Source organism: Streptomyces sp. N35 (genome assembly GCF_016464295.1).
Lineage (GTDB): Bacteria > Actinomycetota > Actinomycetes > Streptomycetales > Streptomycetaceae > Streptomyces.
Genome location: NZ_JAEIMH010000056.1, coordinates 1 through 19,956 on the forward strand (window position 1 = coordinate 1; position 19,956 = coordinate 19,956).

The 19,956-nt window shown below is 70.6% G+C and carries 12 protein-coding genes and 1 pseudogene; 12 read left to right on the forward strand and 1 reads right to left on the reverse strand.

Annotation, left to right across the window (positions count from 1 at the left end; genetic code table 11):
- From JAO81_RS27310 to JAO81_RS27330, 5 genes and pseudogenes are all read left to right on the forward strand, one after another.
- Positions 1 to 2,070 (forward strand): annotated as a pseudogene (locus tag JAO81_RS27310) (serine/threonine protein kinase); the annotation flags it as partial.
- 77 nt (positions 2,071 to 2,147) lie between these two features.
- Positions 2,148 to 3,677, forward strand: coding sequence for a serine/threonine-protein kinase (locus JAO81_RS27315; RefSeq protein ID WP_307813754.1), 1,530 nt, complete (start codon positions 2,148 to 2,150; stop codon positions 3,675 to 3,677).
- Positions 3,678 to 3,828: 151 nt separating this feature from the next.
- Positions 3,829 to 5,589: a serine/threonine-protein kinase gene (locus tag JAO81_RS27320; protein WP_199550603.1), complete on the forward strand. Its 1,761-nt coding sequence runs from the start codon at positions 3,829 to 3,831 to the stop codon at positions 5,587 to 5,589.
- A gap of 127 nt (positions 5,590 to 5,716) precedes the next feature.
- Positions 5,717 to 7,345 carry a succinic semialdehyde dehydrogenase gene (locus JAO81_RS27325; protein WP_199550604.1) on the forward strand — a complete coding sequence of 543 codons (1,629 nt, stop codon included), beginning with the start codon at positions 5,717 to 5,719 and terminating at the stop codon, positions 7,343 to 7,345.
- Positions 7,342 to 9,177: a GMC family oxidoreductase gene (locus JAO81_RS27330; RefSeq protein ID WP_307813756.1), complete on the forward strand. Its 1,836-nt coding sequence runs from the start codon at positions 7,342 to 7,344 to the stop codon at positions 9,175 to 9,177. The genes JAO81_RS27325 and JAO81_RS27330 overlap by 4 nt, the downstream gene beginning before the upstream one ends.
- A gap of 134 nt (positions 9,178 to 9,311) precedes the next feature.
- Here the strand turns inward: JAO81_RS27330 and JAO81_RS27335 are convergent, their stop codons facing one another.
- On the reverse strand, positions 9,312 to 10,340 hold the full coding sequence (locus tag JAO81_RS27335) for an LAETG motif-containing sortase-dependent surface protein (RefSeq protein WP_199550605.1): 1,029 nt from the start codon (positions 10,338 to 10,340) through the stop codon (positions 9,312 to 9,314).
- A 318-nt stretch (positions 10,341 to 10,658) separates the two neighbouring features.
- Between JAO81_RS27335 and JAO81_RS27340 the strand changes: the two genes are divergently transcribed.
- From JAO81_RS27340 to JAO81_RS27370, 7 genes are all read left to right on the forward strand, one after another.
- Positions 10,659 to 11,378, forward strand: coding sequence for a hypothetical protein (locus JAO81_RS27340; protein ID WP_199550606.1), 720 nt, complete (start codon positions 10,659 to 10,661; stop codon positions 11,376 to 11,378).
- A gap of 117 nt (positions 11,379 to 11,495) precedes the next feature.
- A complete protein-coding gene (locus tag JAO81_RS27345; protein ID WP_199550607.1) occupies positions 11,496 to 12,554 on the forward strand; it encodes a LacI family DNA-binding transcriptional regulator in 1,059 nt (352 codons plus the stop codon).
- 157 nt (positions 12,555 to 12,711) lie between these two features.
- On the forward strand, positions 12,712 to 14,010 hold the full coding sequence (locus tag JAO81_RS27350) for an extracellular solute-binding protein (protein WP_199550608.1): 1,299 nt from the start codon (positions 12,712 to 12,714) through the stop codon (positions 14,008 to 14,010).
- A gap of 3 nt (positions 14,011 to 14,013) precedes the next feature.
- Complete coding sequence (locus JAO81_RS27355; protein WP_199550609.1) at positions 14,014 to 15,003, forward strand: carbohydrate ABC transporter permease; 990 nt, start codon at positions 14,014 to 14,016, stop codon at positions 15,001 to 15,003.
- Complete coding sequence (locus JAO81_RS27360) at positions 15,000 to 15,818, forward strand: carbohydrate ABC transporter permease (protein WP_199550610.1); 819 nt, start codon at positions 15,000 to 15,002, stop codon at positions 15,816 to 15,818. The genes JAO81_RS27355 and JAO81_RS27360 overlap by 4 nt, the downstream gene beginning before the upstream one ends.
- Positions 15,819 to 15,871: 53 nt before the next feature.
- Complete coding sequence (locus tag JAO81_RS27365) at positions 15,872 to 18,100, forward strand: glycoside hydrolase family 3 N-terminal domain-containing protein (RefSeq protein ID WP_199550611.1); 2,229 nt, start codon at positions 15,872 to 15,874, stop codon at positions 18,098 to 18,100.
- 117 nt (positions 18,101 to 18,217) lie between these two features.
- Positions 18,218 to 19,909: a hypothetical protein gene (locus tag JAO81_RS27370; protein ID WP_199550612.1), complete on the forward strand. Its 1,692-nt coding sequence runs from the start codon at positions 18,218 to 18,220 to the stop codon at positions 19,907 to 19,909.
- The last annotated feature ends 47 nt before the right edge of the window (positions 19,910 to 19,956 follow it).

Here is a 19,956-nt window from a genome sequence, read left to right on the forward strand (position 1 = left end):
GCCGGTGTGCGGTCCGCGGCGGCGGCCAGGGCCCTGCCGCCGGGCGCGGATGCCGCGCGAGGAGCGGGCCGGGGCGAGTTGGACCGTGGCGTACGGGACGGGGAGGCGCTGCAGGGGACGACCCGGCAGGACCCGCCGGCCCCGCCCGGGCAGATAGCGGATCCGTACGGAGTGGGGGGCCGCCCCGGAGCGCGGCAGCCCGAGGTGCGGCATCTGTCGGCGGGACGGGCGGCACAAGGTGGCCGGCCGACGGGACCGGGAACGGGCACCGGTGAGACATCGTCCGCCGTCGGCTGGCACGGGGCGGGCAGGCGGATCCCGGGGCAGGTGTCCGGGGACGGCGCCGAAGCACCCGGAATCGAGGCCGGCGGCGCGGGTGCCGCACCCGAGGCTGCTGAGGAATCCGCGGCGGGCGCCACGGGAACGGGCACCCTTGGTGACGAACTCGCCGCCGCCGAAGGCCCGTACGGCCGAAGGACCGCCGAAGGCCTCCCGCGCTACAAGGATCAGATCACGCCGCCCGGCAGCAGGCCGGAGCCGGTCGCCGGGCCCACCGCGGCCCCCGCCGGGCCGGAAGGATCTGAAGGGCCCGCACGCTGGGACGAGTTGGCCGGTGTGAGCCGCAGCGCGCAGCGCGACCCCGCCACACCTCTCGCACTCGAACGCGCACGGCAGGCCCGGATGACCGTGGTCGGCGCGGTCACCGAGCGCTGGGCGCCCGAGCAGGCCGGGCCCGTGCACGAGAACTGGCAGCTGGCCGCGCCCGTCGGCCCGGCCACCGATCTGTGGGCGCTCGGTGCGCTGCTCTTCCGTGCGGTGCAGGGGCATGCGCCCTACCCCGAGGACAGCACGTACGAACTCGTCCAGCTGGTCTGTGCGGAGCCGCCCGCGTTCGCCGAGGAGTGCGGTCCGCTGCGGCCCGTCGTCGAGTCGCTGCTTCGTCAGGACCCCACCGAGCGGCCCGACTTCGAGGAGCTGCGGGGCTGGCTGCGCTCGCTCGTACGGTCGGCGCCCGAGCCCGAGGCCGGCGAGGACGTGGTGCCGGCGCCCGCGTACGACCGCAGCAGGCTGCCCGTCGTACGGCGCCGTGGCGAGCTGGTCCGCAAGCGGCGCGGCGAGCGGGGCCGGCGCGGCGAGGGCGGCCCGCCGGGGCACGGCCGGCACAAGAAGGGCAAGCGCCGGCGCAACGTACCCGAGAAGCAGCAGCGCGCCCTGGCCGCGGAGGTGCGGGCGCCCGAACGCCCCGGGCGCGAGCGCATGTCGCCCTCCGCGGAGAAGTGGGAGCGTCAGCAGCAGCGCCAGATGCGGCAGATGAGCCGGCGGCCCCAAGGCAGCGGCAGTCCGAGGCGGCTCGGCCGGCTGATCCTGGTGCTCGTCCTGCTCGGACTCGCGGCGGCGGTGGCGTACGCGATGGTCTTCATGCCCAAGGAGGGCACCGGCGACCGGGGCGCGGGTTCGGACGACCGCAAGGACCAGGCGGGATCGGCGAGTTCGGCGCCCAAGAACCCGGGGAGGACGAGTCCCGACGGCGGCGACGACAAGAAGCCGGACGAGAAGAAGCCGAGCGAGACGCCGCCGAAGGAGACCAAGGCGCCGCCCGAGAAGGACAACGGCGAACTGCCGCAGGGTTTCGTGCTCCGCAAGGACCTCGAAGGCTTCCAGCTCGCGGTCGCCTCCGGCTGGGACCGGGCGCCGGCCAACGGACGCGGACAAGTCGTCTACAGCAAGGGTGCTTTCTCCCTCACCGTCGTCCCCGGCCGGGACAGCACCGAGGACTACGGCGACGACCCCCTCGCCTACCAGCGTGAGGACGAGCGCGAACTGCAGCCGTTCCGCGACTCGACCTGGGCCACGTCCGGCGGCCTGCGGCAGGTCGAGGTCGGACAGCAGAAGCGGGCCGAGGGCCAGTTCACCTGGGACGAGCGCGACAAGAAGGTGTACGTGCGCAATGCGGCGATCGTCATCGACGGGGCGTACCACATCGTCCTGGTCAAGGGGCCCGAGTCCGAACGGGACGAAGTGACACGGCTGTTCGAGCAGGCCGTGGCGACGTACGAGACGACCGGCTGAATCACCGGACGGTCTCTCAGGTTCCGCACCCGCCGTTCGCTCCCTACGCTGGCCTTTCGAAAGACAAGCGGGGGAACGTGGACCAGATCGAGGGCAGGGCGCAGGCACAGAGCCGGTTGCTCGTGGGCCGCTACCGGATCGAGGGAAGTCTCGGTCACGGCGGTATGGGCAAGGTGTGGCGCGCACATGACGAGGTGCTGCACCGGGTGGTCGCCGTCAAGGAGTTGACGGCCGCGCGGTACGCGGGGGAGAGCGAGCGGGCCGTTCTGCTCGCGCGCACCCAGAAGGAGGCGCGGGCGGCGGCGCGGATCAATCACTCGGCCGTGGTCACCGTGCACGACGTCTTCGAGCACGACGACCGTCCGTGGATCGTCATGGAGCTGGTCGACGGCCGTTCGCTCGCCGACGCGGTACGGGACGACCGGCGCGTGGCCCCGCGCGAGGCCGCCCGGATCGGGATGTGGGTGCTGCGGGCGCTGCGCGCCGCGCACACGGCCGGGGTGCTGCACCGGGACGTCAAGCCCGCCAATGTGCTGCTCGCCCGTGACGGCCGGGTGCTGCTCACCGACTTCGGGATCGCCGCCATCGAGGGCGACTCGACCATCACCAGGACCGGTGAACTGGTCGGCTCCATCGACTACTTGGCGCCGGAGCGTGTACGAGGTGACGCGCCCGGCCCTGCCTGCGACCTGTGGGCGCTCGGCGCGACGCTGTACGCGGCGGTCGAAGGGGAGTCGCCGTTCCGGCGCACCTCACCGCTGTCGACCATGCAGGCCGTGGTCGAGGAGGAGCCCCGGGACCCGGTGTACGCGGGTCCGCTCGGCCCGGTGATCACCGCGCTGCTGCGCAAGGATCCGCGGCAGCGGCCGTCCGTCGACGAGGCCGAGCAGATGCTCGCCGAGGTGAGCGAGGGGCGTGCACCGCAGTCGGCACAGGCGTATGTGCCCACCCGCAGGGTCGCACCGGACGAACTCACCGCCGTACGGCCCGCGGACACCGCGCCCGTCCCCGCCCGCCGCCGTCGCCTGCGCTCCGTGCTGGCCCTGGCGGTCGCCGCCGCGCTGGTCGGTGCGGCCGCGGCCTTCGGCGTACTGAAGTATCTGGACCAGCGGGAATCCGGGGGCTCCGGCACGGGCCAGACGGTCGGCAGCACCCCGAAGGGCTGGCAGCGGGTGCACGACGAGGCCGGCTTCAGCGTCCTCGTCCCGCCCGGCTGGCAGCGGCAGACCGAGGGCGCGCAGATCGACTACACGCCGGACGACGGCATCCATCTGCTGCGGATTGCCATCGACAAGGACCCCGACTTCGAGAACGCCTACCTCCATGTCAAGGACATGGAGGCGCAGGGCATGGGCCGCATCCGCACGTACGAGCAGATCAAGCTGCGCTCGAACTTCTTCCGCGACCGGCCGGGCGCCGTCTGGGAGTTCCGCTGGACGGAGACCAAGGGGGTGACGCGGGGCGAGCGGCGGGCCATCGACCAGCTGTACGTGGCTCAGGACGGTACCGAGTACGCGATCTACATGTCGGGTCCCGTGAAGGACTGGGCGAAGACGCGCGAGAAGTTCGACCACGTTCTGCGCAGCTGGCAGCCGTCGCCGGCCTGATCCGAAAGACGCGCCCTGGCCGCCGGGGTGGTGGATTTCGCCCCTCATAGGCGGCATTGCGGGACAAGAGGTCGGTGAAAACGCTCGCATCTGGTCACGGGTCCGTGACCGAGGTGGCATCCGGGGCGTCGTACGCGATAGGGATGACGGCATGAGTAACGACGGGGGAGCGCCCTACGGACCCAGCGAACCGACGAGCTTCGGACTGCGTCCGCCGGAGCAGCCGCATGCGGGTGGTCCGTATGCGGGCGGTCCGTACGGTGCGCCCGGTACGCCGCCGGGGCCCGGTGCGCCCAATCCGTACGCCCATCAGGCGCAGACCCAGGCGCATCCCGCCGGACCCGGTGTGCCCGACGCACCGCAGCCGCCGTCGGCTCCGGGAGCCGCGTCCGTGCCCACCCAGGTCGTGCACGAGAGCGATCCGGGTGCGGGCCGGCTCATCGCCGGCCGCTACCGGCTGCTCTCCAAGCTCGGACACGGTGGCATGGGCACCGTGTGGCGGGCGAAGGACGAGACCGTGGACCGTGAGGTCGCGGTCAAGGAGCCGCGCGTACCGGACCACTTGCCCGAGCGTGAGCGGGCCACCGCCTTCGAGCGGATGCGCCGCGAGGCGCGCGCCGCGGCCCGGCTCGACCACCCCGCCGTCGTCAATGTGCACGATGTGGCGGTCGAGGACGGGCAGCCGTGGATCGTCATGGAGTTCGTGCAGGGCCGCTCGATGGGCGCCGCGCTCCAGGAGGGCACGCTCGGCACGCGCGAGGCCGCGCGCATCGGTCTCGAAGTGCTCGGCGCCCTCGATGCCGCGCACAAGGCGGGCATCCTGCACCGTGATGTGAAGCCGGACAACGTGATGCTCGGGCAGTACGACCGGGTCGTGCTCACGGACTTCGGTATCGCCCAGATCGAGGGCGAGACCAATCTGACCGATACGGGCGGCTTCGTCGGCTCGCCCGAATTCATCGCGCCCGAGCGGGTGTTGGGGCAGCGGCCGGGTCCGGCCTCGGACCTCTGGTCGCTCGGTGTGGTGCTGTACGCGGCGACCGAGGGCGTCTCGCCGTTCCGCCGCAGCAACACCCCGGCCACGCTGCAGTCCGTCCTCAACGCGACGCCCGCGGCGCCGGCTTCGGCGGCGGGCCCTCTCGCGGACGCGATCAACGGGCTGCTGCAGAAGGACCCCGGTCACCGGCCGGACGCGGTGACCGTACGGCGTCTCCTCGAGGAGGCCGTGAAGCCGCCGGCTCCGCCGGTGGCGGCTCAGGTGATGGCGTCGGGCGGTGCGCCCGCCCGCCCTGTGGACGGCATCAGGGTCGGGAAGAAGGCGCTGGTCGGTGTCGGCGCTGCGGTCGTCGGGCTTGCGCTCGCCCTGGGGGTCGTGATCGCGGACCCGTTCGGCGGGGGCGACGAAGGTTCCTGGTACACGCCGAAGTTCCCCTCGGCCATCGGCGCGAGCGTCGAAGTGCCCAAGGGCTACGTGGTGTCGGACCAGCCGGACGAGTACGAAAAGGACGAGCACTGGCTGCAGTACGGCGACTACAGCTGGTCGATCAACGTCCACCTCGAAGTGGAGAAGAAGAAGGAGGACACCAGCGGCCAGATCGCGAGCACGGCCAGTGCCGAGGCGAACGCCGACGCGGAAGACCTCAGGGCGGGCACCGCGTCGATGACCGGTTCGGCCAAGGCGGAGGTCAAGACCACGGTCACGAAGCATCAGGGCAAGGAGGCCGCCGAGAACCTCGTCACGTACAAGACGGAGGAGGGCGCTCCCCGCGAGGTGCGGGTCCTGTACTTCAGGACCGAGGGCGGCGACATGTACAAGCTGGGCATCTTCTACCCGGGCGCGGGTGATTTCGTCGACCGCGGACGTGAGGTCGCCGAGCACGCCATCAAGACCCTGAAGGTCGACAAGCCCTGACGACATGTGTGACAACCCCCTGATCAGGCCCTTTGCTGCCAGCACCCACTGGCACGGTGTGCGGACCCCGTGAAGTCCCGTTACCGACGGGTTAACAAACACTCGGCGGAGCCGTACGCTCACGCTCATGACGGACGCCCAGGCCCCTGAGAAGACCGGCAGCGCGAAGACCGGCACCAATCCCGTAGCCCCCGCTCCGGCGGGCGCGCGCACCGCTGCCGATGTGGTCACGCCCGAGCTGGTCGCCCAGCTCACGCGCGGTGTGGTCGGCTCCGGCCGCACCGCCAACCACACCCCGTACACCGGCGAGAAGCTGGCGGACCTGCCCGAGTCCACGCCTGATGACGTGGCCGAGGCGTTCGAGCGCGCCCGCAAGGCGGGGGCCGTATGGGCCGCGACGCCCGTACGCCGCCGGGCCGCCGTGCTGCTCCGCTTCCACGATCTGGTCCTCGAGCGGCAGGCCGAGGTGCTCGACCTGATCCAGCTGGAGACAGGCAAGGCGCGCCTGCACGCGCACGAGGAGGTGCAGGCGGTCGCGGTCGCGGCCCGGCACTACGGCCGCAAGGCCCCCTCGTATCTGCGTCCGAAGCGGCACACGGGTGCGGTGCCGGTGCTCACCAAGGTCACGGAGAACCGTCACCCGCGCGGGGTCGTCGGTCAGATCGCCCCGTGGAACTACCCGCTCGAACTCTCCGTCGGCGATGCGCTCCCCGCGTTCGTCGCGGGCAACGCGGTCGTCATGAAGCCCGACACCGAGACCTGTCTGACCGCACTGTGGGCCCGAGACCTGCTGATCGAGGCCGGGCTTCCGGCCGAGGTCTTCCAGGTCGTGCTCGGCGAGGGGCCGGTCGTCGGACCCGAGGTGGTCAAGCACGCCGACTACGTCTCGTTCACCGGCTCGACCCGTACCGGCCGCGAGGTCGCGCAGGGTGCGGCGGCCCGCCTCGTGGGGGTCTCGCTCGAACTCGGCGGCAAGAACGCGATGCTGGTCCTCGAGGACGCCGATATCGACAAGGCCGCCGCCGGCGCGGTCCGCGCGTGCTTCTCGTCCGCGGGCCAACTCTGCATCTCCATCGAGCGGTTGTACGTGCACGAGTCGATCGCCGACGCCTTCCTCGAGCGTTTCGCGACGCGCACCAAGGCGATGCGGCTCGGCAACTCCCTCGCCTACGGGGCGGATATGGGCTCGCTCGTCGGCTCCAGGCAGCTCGAGACGGTGACCCGGCACGTCGACGAGGCCGTCGCCAAGGGCGCGACCCTGGTGGCCGGCGGGGTCGCGCGCCCGGACATCGGCCCGTACTTCTACGAGCCGACCATCCTCGACGGCGTCGAGGTGCCGATGGCGGTGTGCGGCGAGGAGACCTTCGGACCGGTCGTCTCGGTCTACCGCTTCAGCGACGAGGACGAGGTCATCGACGCGGCCAACTCCACCGCGTACGGCCTCAATTCCTCGGTCTGGACGAAGGACGCACGGCGCGGCCGCGAGGTCGCCGCGCGCCTGCGGACCGGCACGGTCAACATCAACGAGGGCTACGCGTCCGCGTACGGCAGCGTCCAGTCGCCGATGGGCGGCATGAAGGACTCGGGGCTCGGGCGGCGGCACGGCTCGGAGGGCATCCTGAAGTACACCGAGGCACAGACCGTGGCGCATCAGCGGATCATGCCGATGGCGCCGTCGTTCGGGATGAGCGACGAGAAGTACGTGGCGTTCATGAGCCGCAGCCTGCGGGCGATGAAGGCGCTGAGGCTGCGGTGAGCGCCCCGGAGAGCGAAGTGGAGTACGACTACGACGTCCTGGTCATAGGCTCCGGCTTCGGCGGATCCGTATCGGCCCTGCGTCTGACGGAGAAGGGCTACAAGGTCGGTGTCCTCGAAGCGGGCCGCCGCTTCGACCGAGACACCCTGCCGAAGAACTCCTGGGACCTGAAGAACTACCTCTGGGCCCCGGCCCTCGGTCTCTACGGCATCCAGCGCATCCACCTGCTCGGCAACGTGATGGTGCTCGCGGGCGCCGGCGTCGGCGGCGGGTCGCTCAACTACGCCAACACCCTCTACGTACCGCCGAAGCCGTTCTTCGAGGACCCGCAGTGGGGCTCGATCACCGACTGGCAGGACGAGCTCGCGCCGTACTACGACCAGGCCAAGCGCATGCTGGGCGTCCGCCTCAACCCGACGATGACGCCCTCGGACGTCCATCTGAAGGCGACGGCCGAGGCGATGGGCGTCGGGGACTCCTTCCACATGGCGCCGGTCGGGGTGTTCTTCGGGGACGGCGAGGACGCGGACGGACGGGCGAAAGCCTCTCCCGGTACGGAGGTCGAGGACCCGTACTTCGGCGGCGCCGGTCCCTCCCGCAAGGCCTGTACGGAGTGCGGCGCGTGCATGACGGGCTGCCGGCACGGCGCGAAGAACACCCTCAACGAGAACTATCTGTATCTCGCCGAGAAGGCCGGCGCGGTCATCCACCCGATGACCTCCGTGGTCGCGGTGACCGAGGACTCGCGGGGCGGATACGCGGTCTCCACGCTGCCCACCGACAAGAAGCGCAAGGGCGAGGGCCGGGTGTTCCGGGCTCCGCGCGTGGTCCTGGCGGCGGGTACGTACGGCACGCAGACGCTGCTGCACCGGATGAAGGACGCGGGGCTCCTCCCGGGCATCTCGGACCGGCTCGGGGATCTGACCCGTACCAACTCCGAGGCCCTGGTGGGCGCGCAGACCGACAACCGGCGCTACCGCAAGCGCCACGGCGCCGCCAAGGTGGACTTCACGCAGGGTGTGGCGATCACGTCCTCGATCCATCCGGACGCGGACACGCACATCGAGCCCGTTCGCTATGGCAAGGGTTCCAACGCCATGGGCGGGATGACCATCCTCCAGGTCCCGTACTCCTCGCGCCGGGTCCTGGCCTGGATGGGCAACTGCGCCCGGCACCCGGTGCAGGCGCTGCGCGGCCTGTCCAACCGGCGCTGGTCGGAGCGGACCATCATCGGCCTGGTGATGCAGTCGGTGGACAACTCGCTGACCACGTACCGCAAGCCGAAGGGCGTGGGCAAGGGACTGCTCACCGCCCGGCAGGGCCACGGCGCTCCGAACCCGCAGCAGATCGAGGCGGCGACCCGGGCGGCCTCGCTGCTCGCCGAGGAGATCAACGGCTTCGCGGGCTCCAACATCGGTGAGCTGATGGGCACTCCGCTGACCGCCCACTTCCTGGGCGGCTGTCCGATCGGCGCGTCGTCGTCCACCGGCGTGATCGACCCGTACCACCGGCTGTACGGCCACCCGGGGATCTCGGTCGTGGACGGCTCTTCCGTCTCGGCGAACCTCGGCGTGAACCCGTCGCTGACGATCACGGCGCAGGCGGAGCGGGCGATGTCGCTCTGGCCCAACAAGGGCGCGGAGGATCCGCGGCCCGCGCAGGGTGCGGCATACGAGCGGCTCGCCCCGGTGGAGCCGGCGTGGCCGGCCGTGCCCGTGTCGGCCGGTGGGGCGCCGGAGCGGCCCTTCCTTGGGGTGCCGGGGGGGGGGGCGGGGTCCGGGGTGTCGGAGGCGTCGGAGGCGTCGACGCCCGGGGTCGGGGAACCCGCGTAGAGCGTCCGCGGGTCCCGCGCAGAGCGCGCGAGAGACCCGCGCAAAGCATTGAGGACCTGCGCCCCCCTCCGAGCGCAGGTCCTCAACGGGTCTTGGTGCTACGAGGTGTTAGGCCTCGGTGGTGCTACGAGGTGTTACGCCTCGGCGCCCACGGTCCGGCGACGCTTCACGGCGAAGACGACACCGGCACCGGCGACGACGGTGATGCCGCCGATGAGGCCGATGACGGGGAGCTGGGAGTCGGAGCCGGTCTCGGCGAGGTTGCCGGTGAGGTCCTCGACCTCGTCCGCGGCGGGCTTCACCTTGACCGGCGGCTTGCCCTCCTGCGGCTTGTTGTCGTTGTCACCGGCCGGCGGCTTGGAACCGGCCGCGAGGACCTCGAAGCTGTACCAGCTCTCGTCCGCGAAGCAGTTCTCGCCGTTCTCGTCGGTGTAGACACCGAAGGCGATACCGACGGCGGAACCGGCAGGGGCGGTCGACTTGATGCTCAGGCGCAGCTTGAGGCTGATCTTCTCGCCGGCCTCGACGGTGATGAAGCCGCCGATCGAACCGCCCGCGGAGAGGTCGCTGGTCCACTTCTCGCCGTCGAAGTACTGGATCTGGGCGTACTGCTCGGCCAGGCTGCTGACGAATTCGCCGTGGGCGTCCTTCTTGTACAGCAGTACGGCACCGAGCAGGACGTCCTCGGCCTTCTTGCCCTTGCTGTTGTCCAGGTTGAGGTTGAACTGCTTCCAACCCGAACCGGCGACGATCTTGCCGGGCAGGCCCGAGATGCTCGCGTTGAACGCGGCGTCCTCGCAGCCTTCGGTCAGCGACTCGGTCGGGCTGGGCGACGGCGACGTCGTGGTGGACTCCGTGGCGCTGGGCGTGCCCGTGCCGGGGGTCTCCTCCTCCGTGGAGGTCTCACCCGTGCCGGGGGTCTCCTCCTCCGTGGAGGTCTCGCCCGTACCCGGGGTCTCCTCCTCCGTGGAGGTCTCGCCCGTACCCGGGGTCTCCTCCGGCGTCGTGGCCGTCGTCTCGCCCGCGCCCGGCGTCTCCGTGGAGGCGGTCGTCTCGGACGAGCCGGGGGTGTCGGTGGCGAACGCCGACGGCGCGGCCAGCAGAGCGGCGGGGGCTATGACGGCCGTGACGGCCGCGGCGGCCAGCGAGCGGCGAAGCTTCATCAAAGAACCTCGGTCGAAGTCCGGCGCACCACACACGAGGTGCGGCACGGAAGGTGGAAGGCCGCTCGCGGTGACGATCGCGGATGTGGCCGTTGTTACGCATGATTGACCTGCGGTTCCTGTGAATGGTTGTGCTGACCTGACGTGATTCTTATGTGGGCTGAATCACAACCGATCTTGGTCGCCCCAGCTCGGCCCCGGTGGCCGGAACCACCAAGTCCGCTCCGACCCCGGATCGTTGTCCGAACGCGCTTGCGGCAAAGCCTGTGCAAACGCTTTGATGACGCGCCAGACGTACACAACAGGTGGGGAATCCAAGTGAAGAAGTCGAAGCTGTCCCAGGTCGTCGTCGCGGCCGCCGTAGTCGCCACGCTCGGCCTGACCGCCGCGTGCAGCGGTGACAGTGGCAGCGACGGTGGGGACAAGTCCGGCAAGGACAAGTCCAGCGCCGGCCAGTCGGGCGGTGGCGAGGAGAAGGCCGCGCCGGTGCTGACGGAGGCCCAGCTGAAGAAGGCCATCATCGGCGGCACCGACGTCAAGGGCTACAAGTTCGAGGCCGTTCCGGAGTCGGAGATCCCGAAGGAGTCGGAGAAGGCCCCCGCTCAGTGTCAGGTGCTCTCCGACATTCTGTCCACGACCACCGACCCCGCTCCCAAGGCGCGTGCCATCACGGCGGGAATGGCCGGACAGATGGAGGCGATGGCCTCCGTGGCGCTCACCGCTCATGAGCAGGCCGACGCCGAGAAGTTGCTCGCCGACGTGCGTGAGGCAGCCAAGAGCTGCAAGGGCTTCAAGGACTCCGAAGGTTCCCAGAACACGGTGCAGGCGCAGCCCGACCCGAAGCTCGGTGACGAGGCCGCGGCCTATGTCATCAACAGTGAGGTGGACGGCGAGAAGATGACCATGGCGTTCAACGTTGTGCGCAGCGGCTCCACCCTCGCCACGTTCTACTCCATGAACATCGCGACCAAGGGCGATTCCGCGGTTCCCGCCGAGCTGGTCGACGCGCAGATCAAGAAGCTCGAGGCCGTCAAGTAGGTCAACTGAGTCCCACGGAGAGGGGATCGGCCACCACGGCCGGTCCCCTTTCGCATACGGTTTTCCGGAAGGCGTCCGGAGACCTTTCGGATTCCGTTGTCGACGGAGGTGGGGAACGTGGCCGGGGAGAGCGCTAAGGGCAGGACTGTCACGCAGAGCCCGGACGGGCCGGCCAAGGTGACGATCACCGAGATCGCACGGGAGGCCGGGGTGTCCGTGCCCACCGTCTCGCGGGTCGTCAACGGGCGCTCCGATGTCTCGCCGGCCACCCGGGCCCGGGTCGAGGACCTGCTGCACCGGCACGGCTACCGGCGCCGCATCCCCGCTCCCGGGGACCGGGCGGCTCTGCTCGACCTGGTCTTCAACGACCTCGACAGCCCCTGGGCGGTGGAGATCATCCGGGGCGTCGAGGAGGTCGCGCACGAGAACGGGGTCGGCACGGTGGTCTCCGCGATCCACGACCGGGCGGGCGACGCACGGGAGTGGATGACCAATCTGCGAGCCCGCGCCTCGGACGGTGTGATCCTCGTGACCTCCGTGCTCGAACCGGGCCTGCAGGACGAACTGCGGCGCCTGGGCGTGCCGTTGGTGGTGATCGACCCGGCCGGATCGCCCGCCTCCGAGGCGCCCACGGTGGGCGCCACCAACTGGGCGGGCGGGATGGCCGCGACCCGGCATCTGCTCGAACTCGGCCACCGCAGGATCGGGTTCATCCAGGGCCCTGTGCGCCTGCTGTGCTCACGCGCCCGGCTCGACGGCTACCGTGCGGCGCTGGACACGGCGGGCGTACCGGTGGACGACACCCTGATCGTGCCCGGGGACTTCTACCACGAGTCCGGTTTCACCGGCTGCAACCGGCTGCTCGACCTGCCCGAACCGCCCACCGCCGTCTTCGCGTCCAGCGACCAGATGGCGCTCGGCGCGATCGAGGCGCTGCGCCGGCGCGGGCTGCGCGTCCCGGAGGACCTGAGCGTCGTCGGCTTCGACGATCTGCCGGAGGTGCGCTGGTCGGCGCCCCCGCTCACCACGGTCCGCCAACCCCTTTCCGATATGGGCAAGTTGGCGGCCCGTACGGTGCTCGGCCTCGCCCGCTCCGTCGAACCCGCGTCACCGCGGGTGGAGCTGGCCACGGAGCTGGTGGTCAGGTCCAGTACGGCGGCGCCGCGCGGAGTCTGACCGCCGCGCGTCCGCACGGCTGCGAGGTCTGATCGACCGGGCGCCTTCAGGGGTGTCAACGACCTTTTTTGTTAAGGCCGTTGACACCCCTTTCGGGTATCCGTAACTTTCCAGGCCGTCGACCGATAGTTTTCGGATTACTTCCGGAAGGTGCGCCATGCCAGCCTCCGACTTCTCCCGCCGCCGGTTCCTGGGCGCCGCTTCCGCGGCCGGCCTCGGCGTCACCGCACTGACCGCCTGCGGCGGTGACGGCTCCGACAGCGGGAAGGACAGTTCCGGCCGGACGGTCGTCGAGCTGTGGAACATCCAGACCACCGAGCCGTCCAAGACCATCTGGCCCGAGCGGGCCAAGGCCTTCGAGGCGGAGAACCCCGATGTGCGGATCAAGCTCGTCACGCTCGAGAACGACGCGTACAAGTCGAAGCTGACCGCGCAGACCAGCTCGGGCAAGCTGCCGGACATCTTCCACACCTGGGGCGGCGGCGTCCTGCAGCAGCAGGTCGACGCGGGTCTCGTCGAGGACCTCACCGCCACGTACGAGCCCATGGCCGGCACCCTCGTGCCCGCGGCCGTGAAGCCCTACCAGCTCGACGGCAAGACCTACGGGCTGCCCTTCGACATCGGCGCCGTCGGCTTCTGGTACAACAAGGCGCTCTTCAAGAAGGCCAAGATCGAGGCGCCGCCCGCCACTTGGGCCGACTACCTCGACGCGGTCGAGAAGCTGAAGTCCGCCGGGATCACCCCCATCGCCCTCGCGGGCAAGGAGAAGTGGCCCGGCATGTACTACTGGGCGTATCTCGCGACACGCCTCGCCGGGGTCGACGGCATGCAGAAGGCCGCCGACGCCAAGGACTTCACCGGCGACGACTTCGTGAAGGCCGGCGAGCACCTGAAGGACCTGGTCGCGCTCGAACCGTTCCAGAAGGGCTTCCTCGGGGCCGCGTACTCCCTGCCCGGCGGCGAGGCCGCGGTCATGGGCAACGGCAAGGCCGCGATGGAGCTGATGGGCCAGTGGGCGCCCATCGTGCAGGCGGACGCGGGCAAGGGCATCGGCAAGGACCTCGGCTTCTTCCCGTTCCCGTCGGTCGCCGGCGGCAAGGGCGCGCTCACCGATGTGTTCGGCGGCGGCAACGGCTACGCCGTGCGCAAGGGCGCCCCGAAGGCGGCCGTCGACTTCCTGAAGTTCTTCCTGAGCGCCGAGAACGACCGGATCCTCGTCGAGAAGGCCTCCCTGCTGCCGGTCGTCAAGGAAGCCAAGAGCGCGCTCACCGACCCCAACCTCACGGCCGTCTACGACACCCTCGAGGCGTCGACCGCCTTCCAGCTCTACCTCGACCAGGCCTACCCGCCCGCCGTCGGCCAGGAGGTCAACGACTCGGTCGCGGCGCTGATAGCCGGGTCCAAGTCACCGGACGACGTGGCGCGTTCGGTCACCCAGGTCTTCAAGAGCTCGTAACCGATGAGCACTTCCACCTACGTCAAGGACGCCCGGCCGCCCACCGCGGCCGAGGCTCCGCCGCCGGCCAACCGGCGTCCTCTCATCCGGCGCTTCACCGCCTGGCTGACCGCCGTCGCCTTCACCCTGCCCGCCCTGATCCTGTTCGGCGCGCTCGTCCTCACGCCGATCCTCTACGCCCTGTACGTCAGCCTGTTCAACTGGGGCGGCTTCGGCTCGCCCGAGGACTACGTCGGGCTCGACAACTACACCCGGCTCCTGGACGACCCGGTCTTCCTCGGCGACCTGTGGCGCGGTCTGCTGCTCGTGCTCTTCTCCATCGCCGTCCAGCTGCCGTTCGCGCTCGCCATGGCGGTGGCGCTCAACCAGCGGCTGCGCGGCCGGGCCGTCTACCGGATGCTGTTCTTCGCCCCGTACGTCCTGTCGGAGGTGATCACCGGCGTCCTGTTCATGATGATCTTCTCGCCGGACGAGGGGCTCGCCGACCGCGTCCTCGGCTCCATCGGCCTGGACGGGCTCGGCGGCCTGTGGTTCGCCGACCAGGACACCGTGCTGCCGACCCTGTTCCTCGTCATGACCTGGAAGTACTTCGGCTTCCACATGATGCTCTACCTGGCCGGACTCCAGAACATCCCCGCCGAACTGCACGAAGCCGCCCGCATCGACGGCGCGAACGCCTGGCAGCGCTTCCGGCACGTCACCCTGCCGCTGCTCGGACCGACGATCCGGATCAGCATCTTCCTGTCCGTCATCGGCGCGATCCAGCTCTTCGACCTGGTCTGGGTGGTGACCCAGGGCGGTCCCGACCATCACTCCGAGACGATGGCCGTCACCCTCTTCCAATTCGGCTTCAAGCGCTACCAGATGGGCTACGCCAGCGCGATCAGCATCGCCCTCTTCCTCATCAGCCTCGTCTTCGCGCTCGCCTACCAGCGTCTGGTGATGCGCCGCGACACCGAAGGAGCCCTGACGACGATGCGAGGTGCCCGATGAAGGCGCGGTCCCTCCCGCTGTACGTCGCCGTCTGGGTGGTCGGCATCGTCATGGTGACGCCGCTCCTGTACGCGCTGATCTCCGGGTTCAAGACCACCGACCAGCTCTCCGAGAACGCCTTCGGGCTGCCCTCGCCCTGGGTGACGTCCAACTACACGGATGTGCTCGGCTCCGCCTCGTTCTGGCAGATGCTCGGCTCGTCCACCCTGATCGCCGTCGGTACGACGGTCCTGACCGTCGGCGCCGCGGCACTCGCCGCGTTCGCGCTTGCCCGGTTCGCCTTCCGCGGCCGGGAAATGATGTTCACGCTCTTCACGATCGGCCTGATGTTCCCGTTCGCGGTGGCGATCCTGCCGCTGTTCGTGCTGCTCCGTACCTTCGGACTGCTCGACAACCCCTGGGGCGTGATCCTGCCGCAGGCCGCGTTCGGACTGCCGATCACCATCGTCATTCTGCGCGGCTTCTTCCGCGCCATCCCCGGCGAACTGGAGGAAGCCGCGACCCTCGACGGCTGCGGTCCTTTCGGCTTCTTCTGGCGGATCCTGCTGCCGATGGCCCGCCCGGCCCTCGGCACCGTCTCCGTCCTCGCCATCGTCGCCAGCTGGAACAACTTCCTGCTCCCGCTGCTCGTGTTCAGCGAACAGACCTGGTGGACGATCCCCATCGGAGTCCAGCAGTTCCAGGGCCAGTACTCCGCCGACATCGCCCGCGTCTTCGCCTATCTGATCCTCGCGATGGTGCCCGCGCTCGCCTTCTACGCGGTGGCCGAACGTCAGCTGATCGGCGGCATCACGATGGGCGCGACCAAGGGCTGACAACGCCGTCACGCCGCGAATCCCCTTTGCACACACCGCACTTGAGGAGCCTCATGGTCCAGCCATGGCAGGACACCACCCTGTCCGCCCACGTCCGGGCGGCGGACCTGCTCGCCCGGATGACCACCGAGGAGAAGGCCGCCCAGCTGTCCAGCGTCTGGCTCGGGGCCGACATCGAGACCGAAGCGGTCGCCGTCGCGCCCGGCCAGCACACCTACGTCGCCGAGAGCGCCGTACTCGACGCCCTGCTTCCGTACGGACTCGGCCATCTGACCCGCCCCTTCGGCACCGTCCCCGTGGAACCGGCCGAGGGCGCCGCCCGGCTCGCCGCGCTGCAGCAGCGCATCCGCGCCGGCAACCGCTTCGCCCTGCCCGCGCTCGCCCACGAGGAGTGCCTGACCGGCTTCGCCGCCTGGCAGGCCACCGTGTTCCCGACCCCGCTCGCCTGGGGCGCCACCTTCGACCCCGCCCTGGTCACGGAGATGGCGCAGGCCATCGGGGCGTCGATGCGCGCGGTCGGCATCCACCAGGGCCTCGCCCCGGTCCTCGATGTCGTACGGGATCCGCGCTGGGGCCGCACCGAGGAGTCCATCGGCGAGGATCCGTATCTGGTGGGCACCATCGGCGCCGCGTACGTACGGGGGTTGGAGGCCGCCGGGATCGTCGCCACACTCAAGCACTTCGCCGGGTACTCGGCCTCGCGGGCCGCCCGCAACCACGCGCCCGCCTCGCTCGGCCCCCGCGAACTCGCGGACGTCTTCCTGCCCCCGTTCGAGATGGCGCTGCGGGACGGCGGCGCCCGCTCGGTGATGGCCGCGTACAACGACATCGACGGCCTGCCGGCGCACGCCCACCACGGCCTGCTCACCCAACTCCTGCGGGAGGAATGGGGGTTCGGCGGAACGGTGGTGGCCGACTACTTCGGCATCGCGTTCCTGCACTCCGCGCACCGCACCGCCGCGACCGAGGGCGAGGCCGCCCGGCTCGCGCTCGCCGCCGGCGTGGACGTGGAGCTGCCCGCCGCCCGCTGTCTGCCCGCGGCCGGCGATCTGCCCGAGGAGCTGCTCGACCGGGCGGCGCTGCGCGTCCTCACCCAGAAGTGCGAGCTGGGCCTCCTCGACCCGGACTGGGAGCCGGTCACCGGGGACGTGGCGATCGACCTGAACCCCCCTCATATGCGGGAACTGGCACGGAAGGTGGCGCAGGAGTCCGTCGTCCTGCTCGCCGATGAATCCGGTGTGCTGCCGCTGGGTCCTGGGCTCCGTATCGCCGTGGTCGGGCCGCTCGCCGACGAGCAGGCCGCGATGCTCGGCTGCTACACGTTCCCGCGGCACGTCGGCGTCAACCACCCCGAACTGCCCGCCGGAGTGGAGGTCCCCACCTTCGCGCAGGCGCTGCGCGCCGAGCTGCCCGATGCCGTCTTCGTCACCGACGCGGCGGCGGCCGACCTCTGCCTGGCCGTCGTGGGGGACCGCTCGGGCCTCTTCGGCCGGGGCTCATCGGGAGAGGGCTGCGACACCCCTGACCTCGAACTCCCGTACAACCAAGGCGCATTGCTCGATACGGCGCTCGCGTCCGGCACCCCGACCGTCATCGTCGTGCTCAGCGGCCGGCCCTACGCCCTGGGCCGCTGGGCCGACCGTGCCGCCGCTGTCGTCCAGGCCTTCTTCCCGGGACAGGAGGGCGGCGCCGCCGTCGCGGGCGTCCTGTCCGGCCGCGTCGACCCGTCCGGCCGGCTTCCGCTCGGGATCCCGTACGGACCCGGCGGCCAGCCCGCCCCGTATCTCGCCCCGCCGCTCGGCCTGCACGGCGGCCCGAGCAATGTCGACCCCACCGCCCTCTTCCCGTTCGGCCACGGCCTCTCGTACACGGAGTTCACCTGGGACCCCCCGCAGTGCGACACCCCTGAACTGCCCACCGACGGCGAGACGACGATCCGGCTCACCGTCCGCAACACCGGCGACCGGCCCGGCACGGAGGTCGTCCAGCTGTATCTGCACGACCCCGTCGGCACCGTCGCCCGCCCCGAGGTCCGCCTCGTCGGCTACGCCCGGGTCCCGCTCGACCCCGGTGCCTCGGCCCAGGTGCACGCCACGTTCCCGGCCGACCTCGCGGCGTACACCGGTGCCGGCGGCCGCCGCGGGGTCGACCCCGGCGCCCTCCCACTCCCCCTCGCCCCCTCCACCACCGACGTCCACCACACCGTGCCGCTCACCTTGACAGGGCCGGTACGTGAGGTGGGACATCGGCGGAGGATGCGGTGCGAAGTACGCGTGAAGTAGCGCCGTCATCAATCCGTGATGCCGGCGGAGGCAACCGGAACAGCACCTCACAGGTCACTTGTGCACCGCCATTCCCCACGTGTCCCGGCGGCCACACCTCGTCCATAGAGAGTGACCATGAGATCTGTCCTGAGGCAGTCCCTTCGCCGCGGCCCCGCGGCAACGGCCGTGCTGCTCGCGGCCGCACTCGCCACCGCCGGTACGGCGGGCCTGGCGCAGGCCGCCGACCCCGCGCCGATCCCGGTGACCATCACCGGCCCGGAAAGCCTCGGCCTGTCGCTGAACGGCGAGCCGGAGGAAGAGCCCTACCCGCAGATCGAGATCGAGCTCGACGCGCCGGGGGAGGTGGGCGACGAGGAGGAGCCGAAGAAGGTCCACGAGGGTGCGTGGAAGGTGACGATCGACGCGTCCGAGCTCAAGGGCTTCGCGAAGGTCAAGTTGCCGCCGTGCGACATCGCGGCTGACGGCCTGACCGCCGTGTGCGCGGGGGAGGACCTGTACCCGGGCGCCGAGTTCAACCCCGACTTCGACATCCGCGTGGACCTCCTCAAGGGTGCCAAGGCCGGCGATACGGGCAAGATCAAGGTGACGGGCGCGGGCGAGGGCCTCGCGTTCACCGAGCACGCGGTCGACGTCCTGGTCGGCGGCCCCGAGATCCGGATGAAGAAGCTCCCCGGGGAGCCGAAGGGCTTCGCCGCCGGCGATGTCTACCAGGCCCCGCTGGCCTTCCGTAACGTCGGCAGCATGTCGGCCGACGGTGTGCTGCTGCGCTTCTTCGGCTCGCGCGGCATCAACTACCCCGAGACGTACGCGAACTGCACGTACACCGAGGAGAACAAGGACAACCTGATCCGCTACCGCAAGGTCGTGGAGTGCGCCTTCGAGGGCGAGTTCAAGCCGGGTGCGGCCTACGCGCTCGAGACGCCCGTCAAGGTCGGCACGGAGAAGTTCGCCTCCGCCGACGAGTTCGGCTACTGGTTCTCGGCGCTCGGCGCGAAGCTCGCCACCGAGCGGGTCGCGGGTGGCACCAAGGGCACCGGTCCCGAGCTGAAGCTCAAGGAGGTGCCGGCCGGTGACGCTGCCCAGTACGGCAAGTACGCCGCCGACGTCCCGCTGGCGCTCGCGGCCCAGCACGACCTCGACCTGACCGGTGCCCGCGTCGCCGGCGAGAAGGGCGAGACCGTCAAGGTGCCCGTCGGCTTCGGCAACCACGGTCCGGCCTGGATCGGTTCGCTGCGTGCCGGCGGTGAGCCCCTCGGCTTCTACGTCGACATTCCCGAGGGCGCGTCCGTGGCGAAGGCCCCGGAGGGCTGCCGGCCCGAGCAGACCGACAAGGGCACGGACAAGTCCCGCTACCTGTGCTGGGCCGACACCCCGGTCATGGAGGACGACAAGCGCGCGTACGACTTCGAGCTCCGCATCGACACCGTGATCGAGGGCGCGAAGGGCAAGATCTCCTTCCCGGAATTCGAGGACCCCAAGGAGGGCAACGCGGCCAACGACGACGGCTGGATCGTCCTCAACGGCACCGGCGACGAGGCCACCCCCGGTGACACCGGCGGCGGTTCCGGCGGTTCCGGTGACAACGGCGGTGCGAACGGCTCGGGCGAAGGCGACAACGGCGGTACGGATACGGGCGGTTCGTCCGGCGGCACGGACTCCGGTACCGAGGGCGGCAGCGGCGACGCGCAGGACGGCCCTCTCGCCTCGACCGGTTCGGTGGTCCTGGTGACCTCGCTCGTGGCGGCGGTCGCGCTGGCCGCGGGTGGCGCGTTCTACGTGACCGCGCGCAGGCGCCGTACCTCCTGATCACCCGCTCATCCAGCCACGGTGGGCGCGCGCCGACCCGCCTGCCC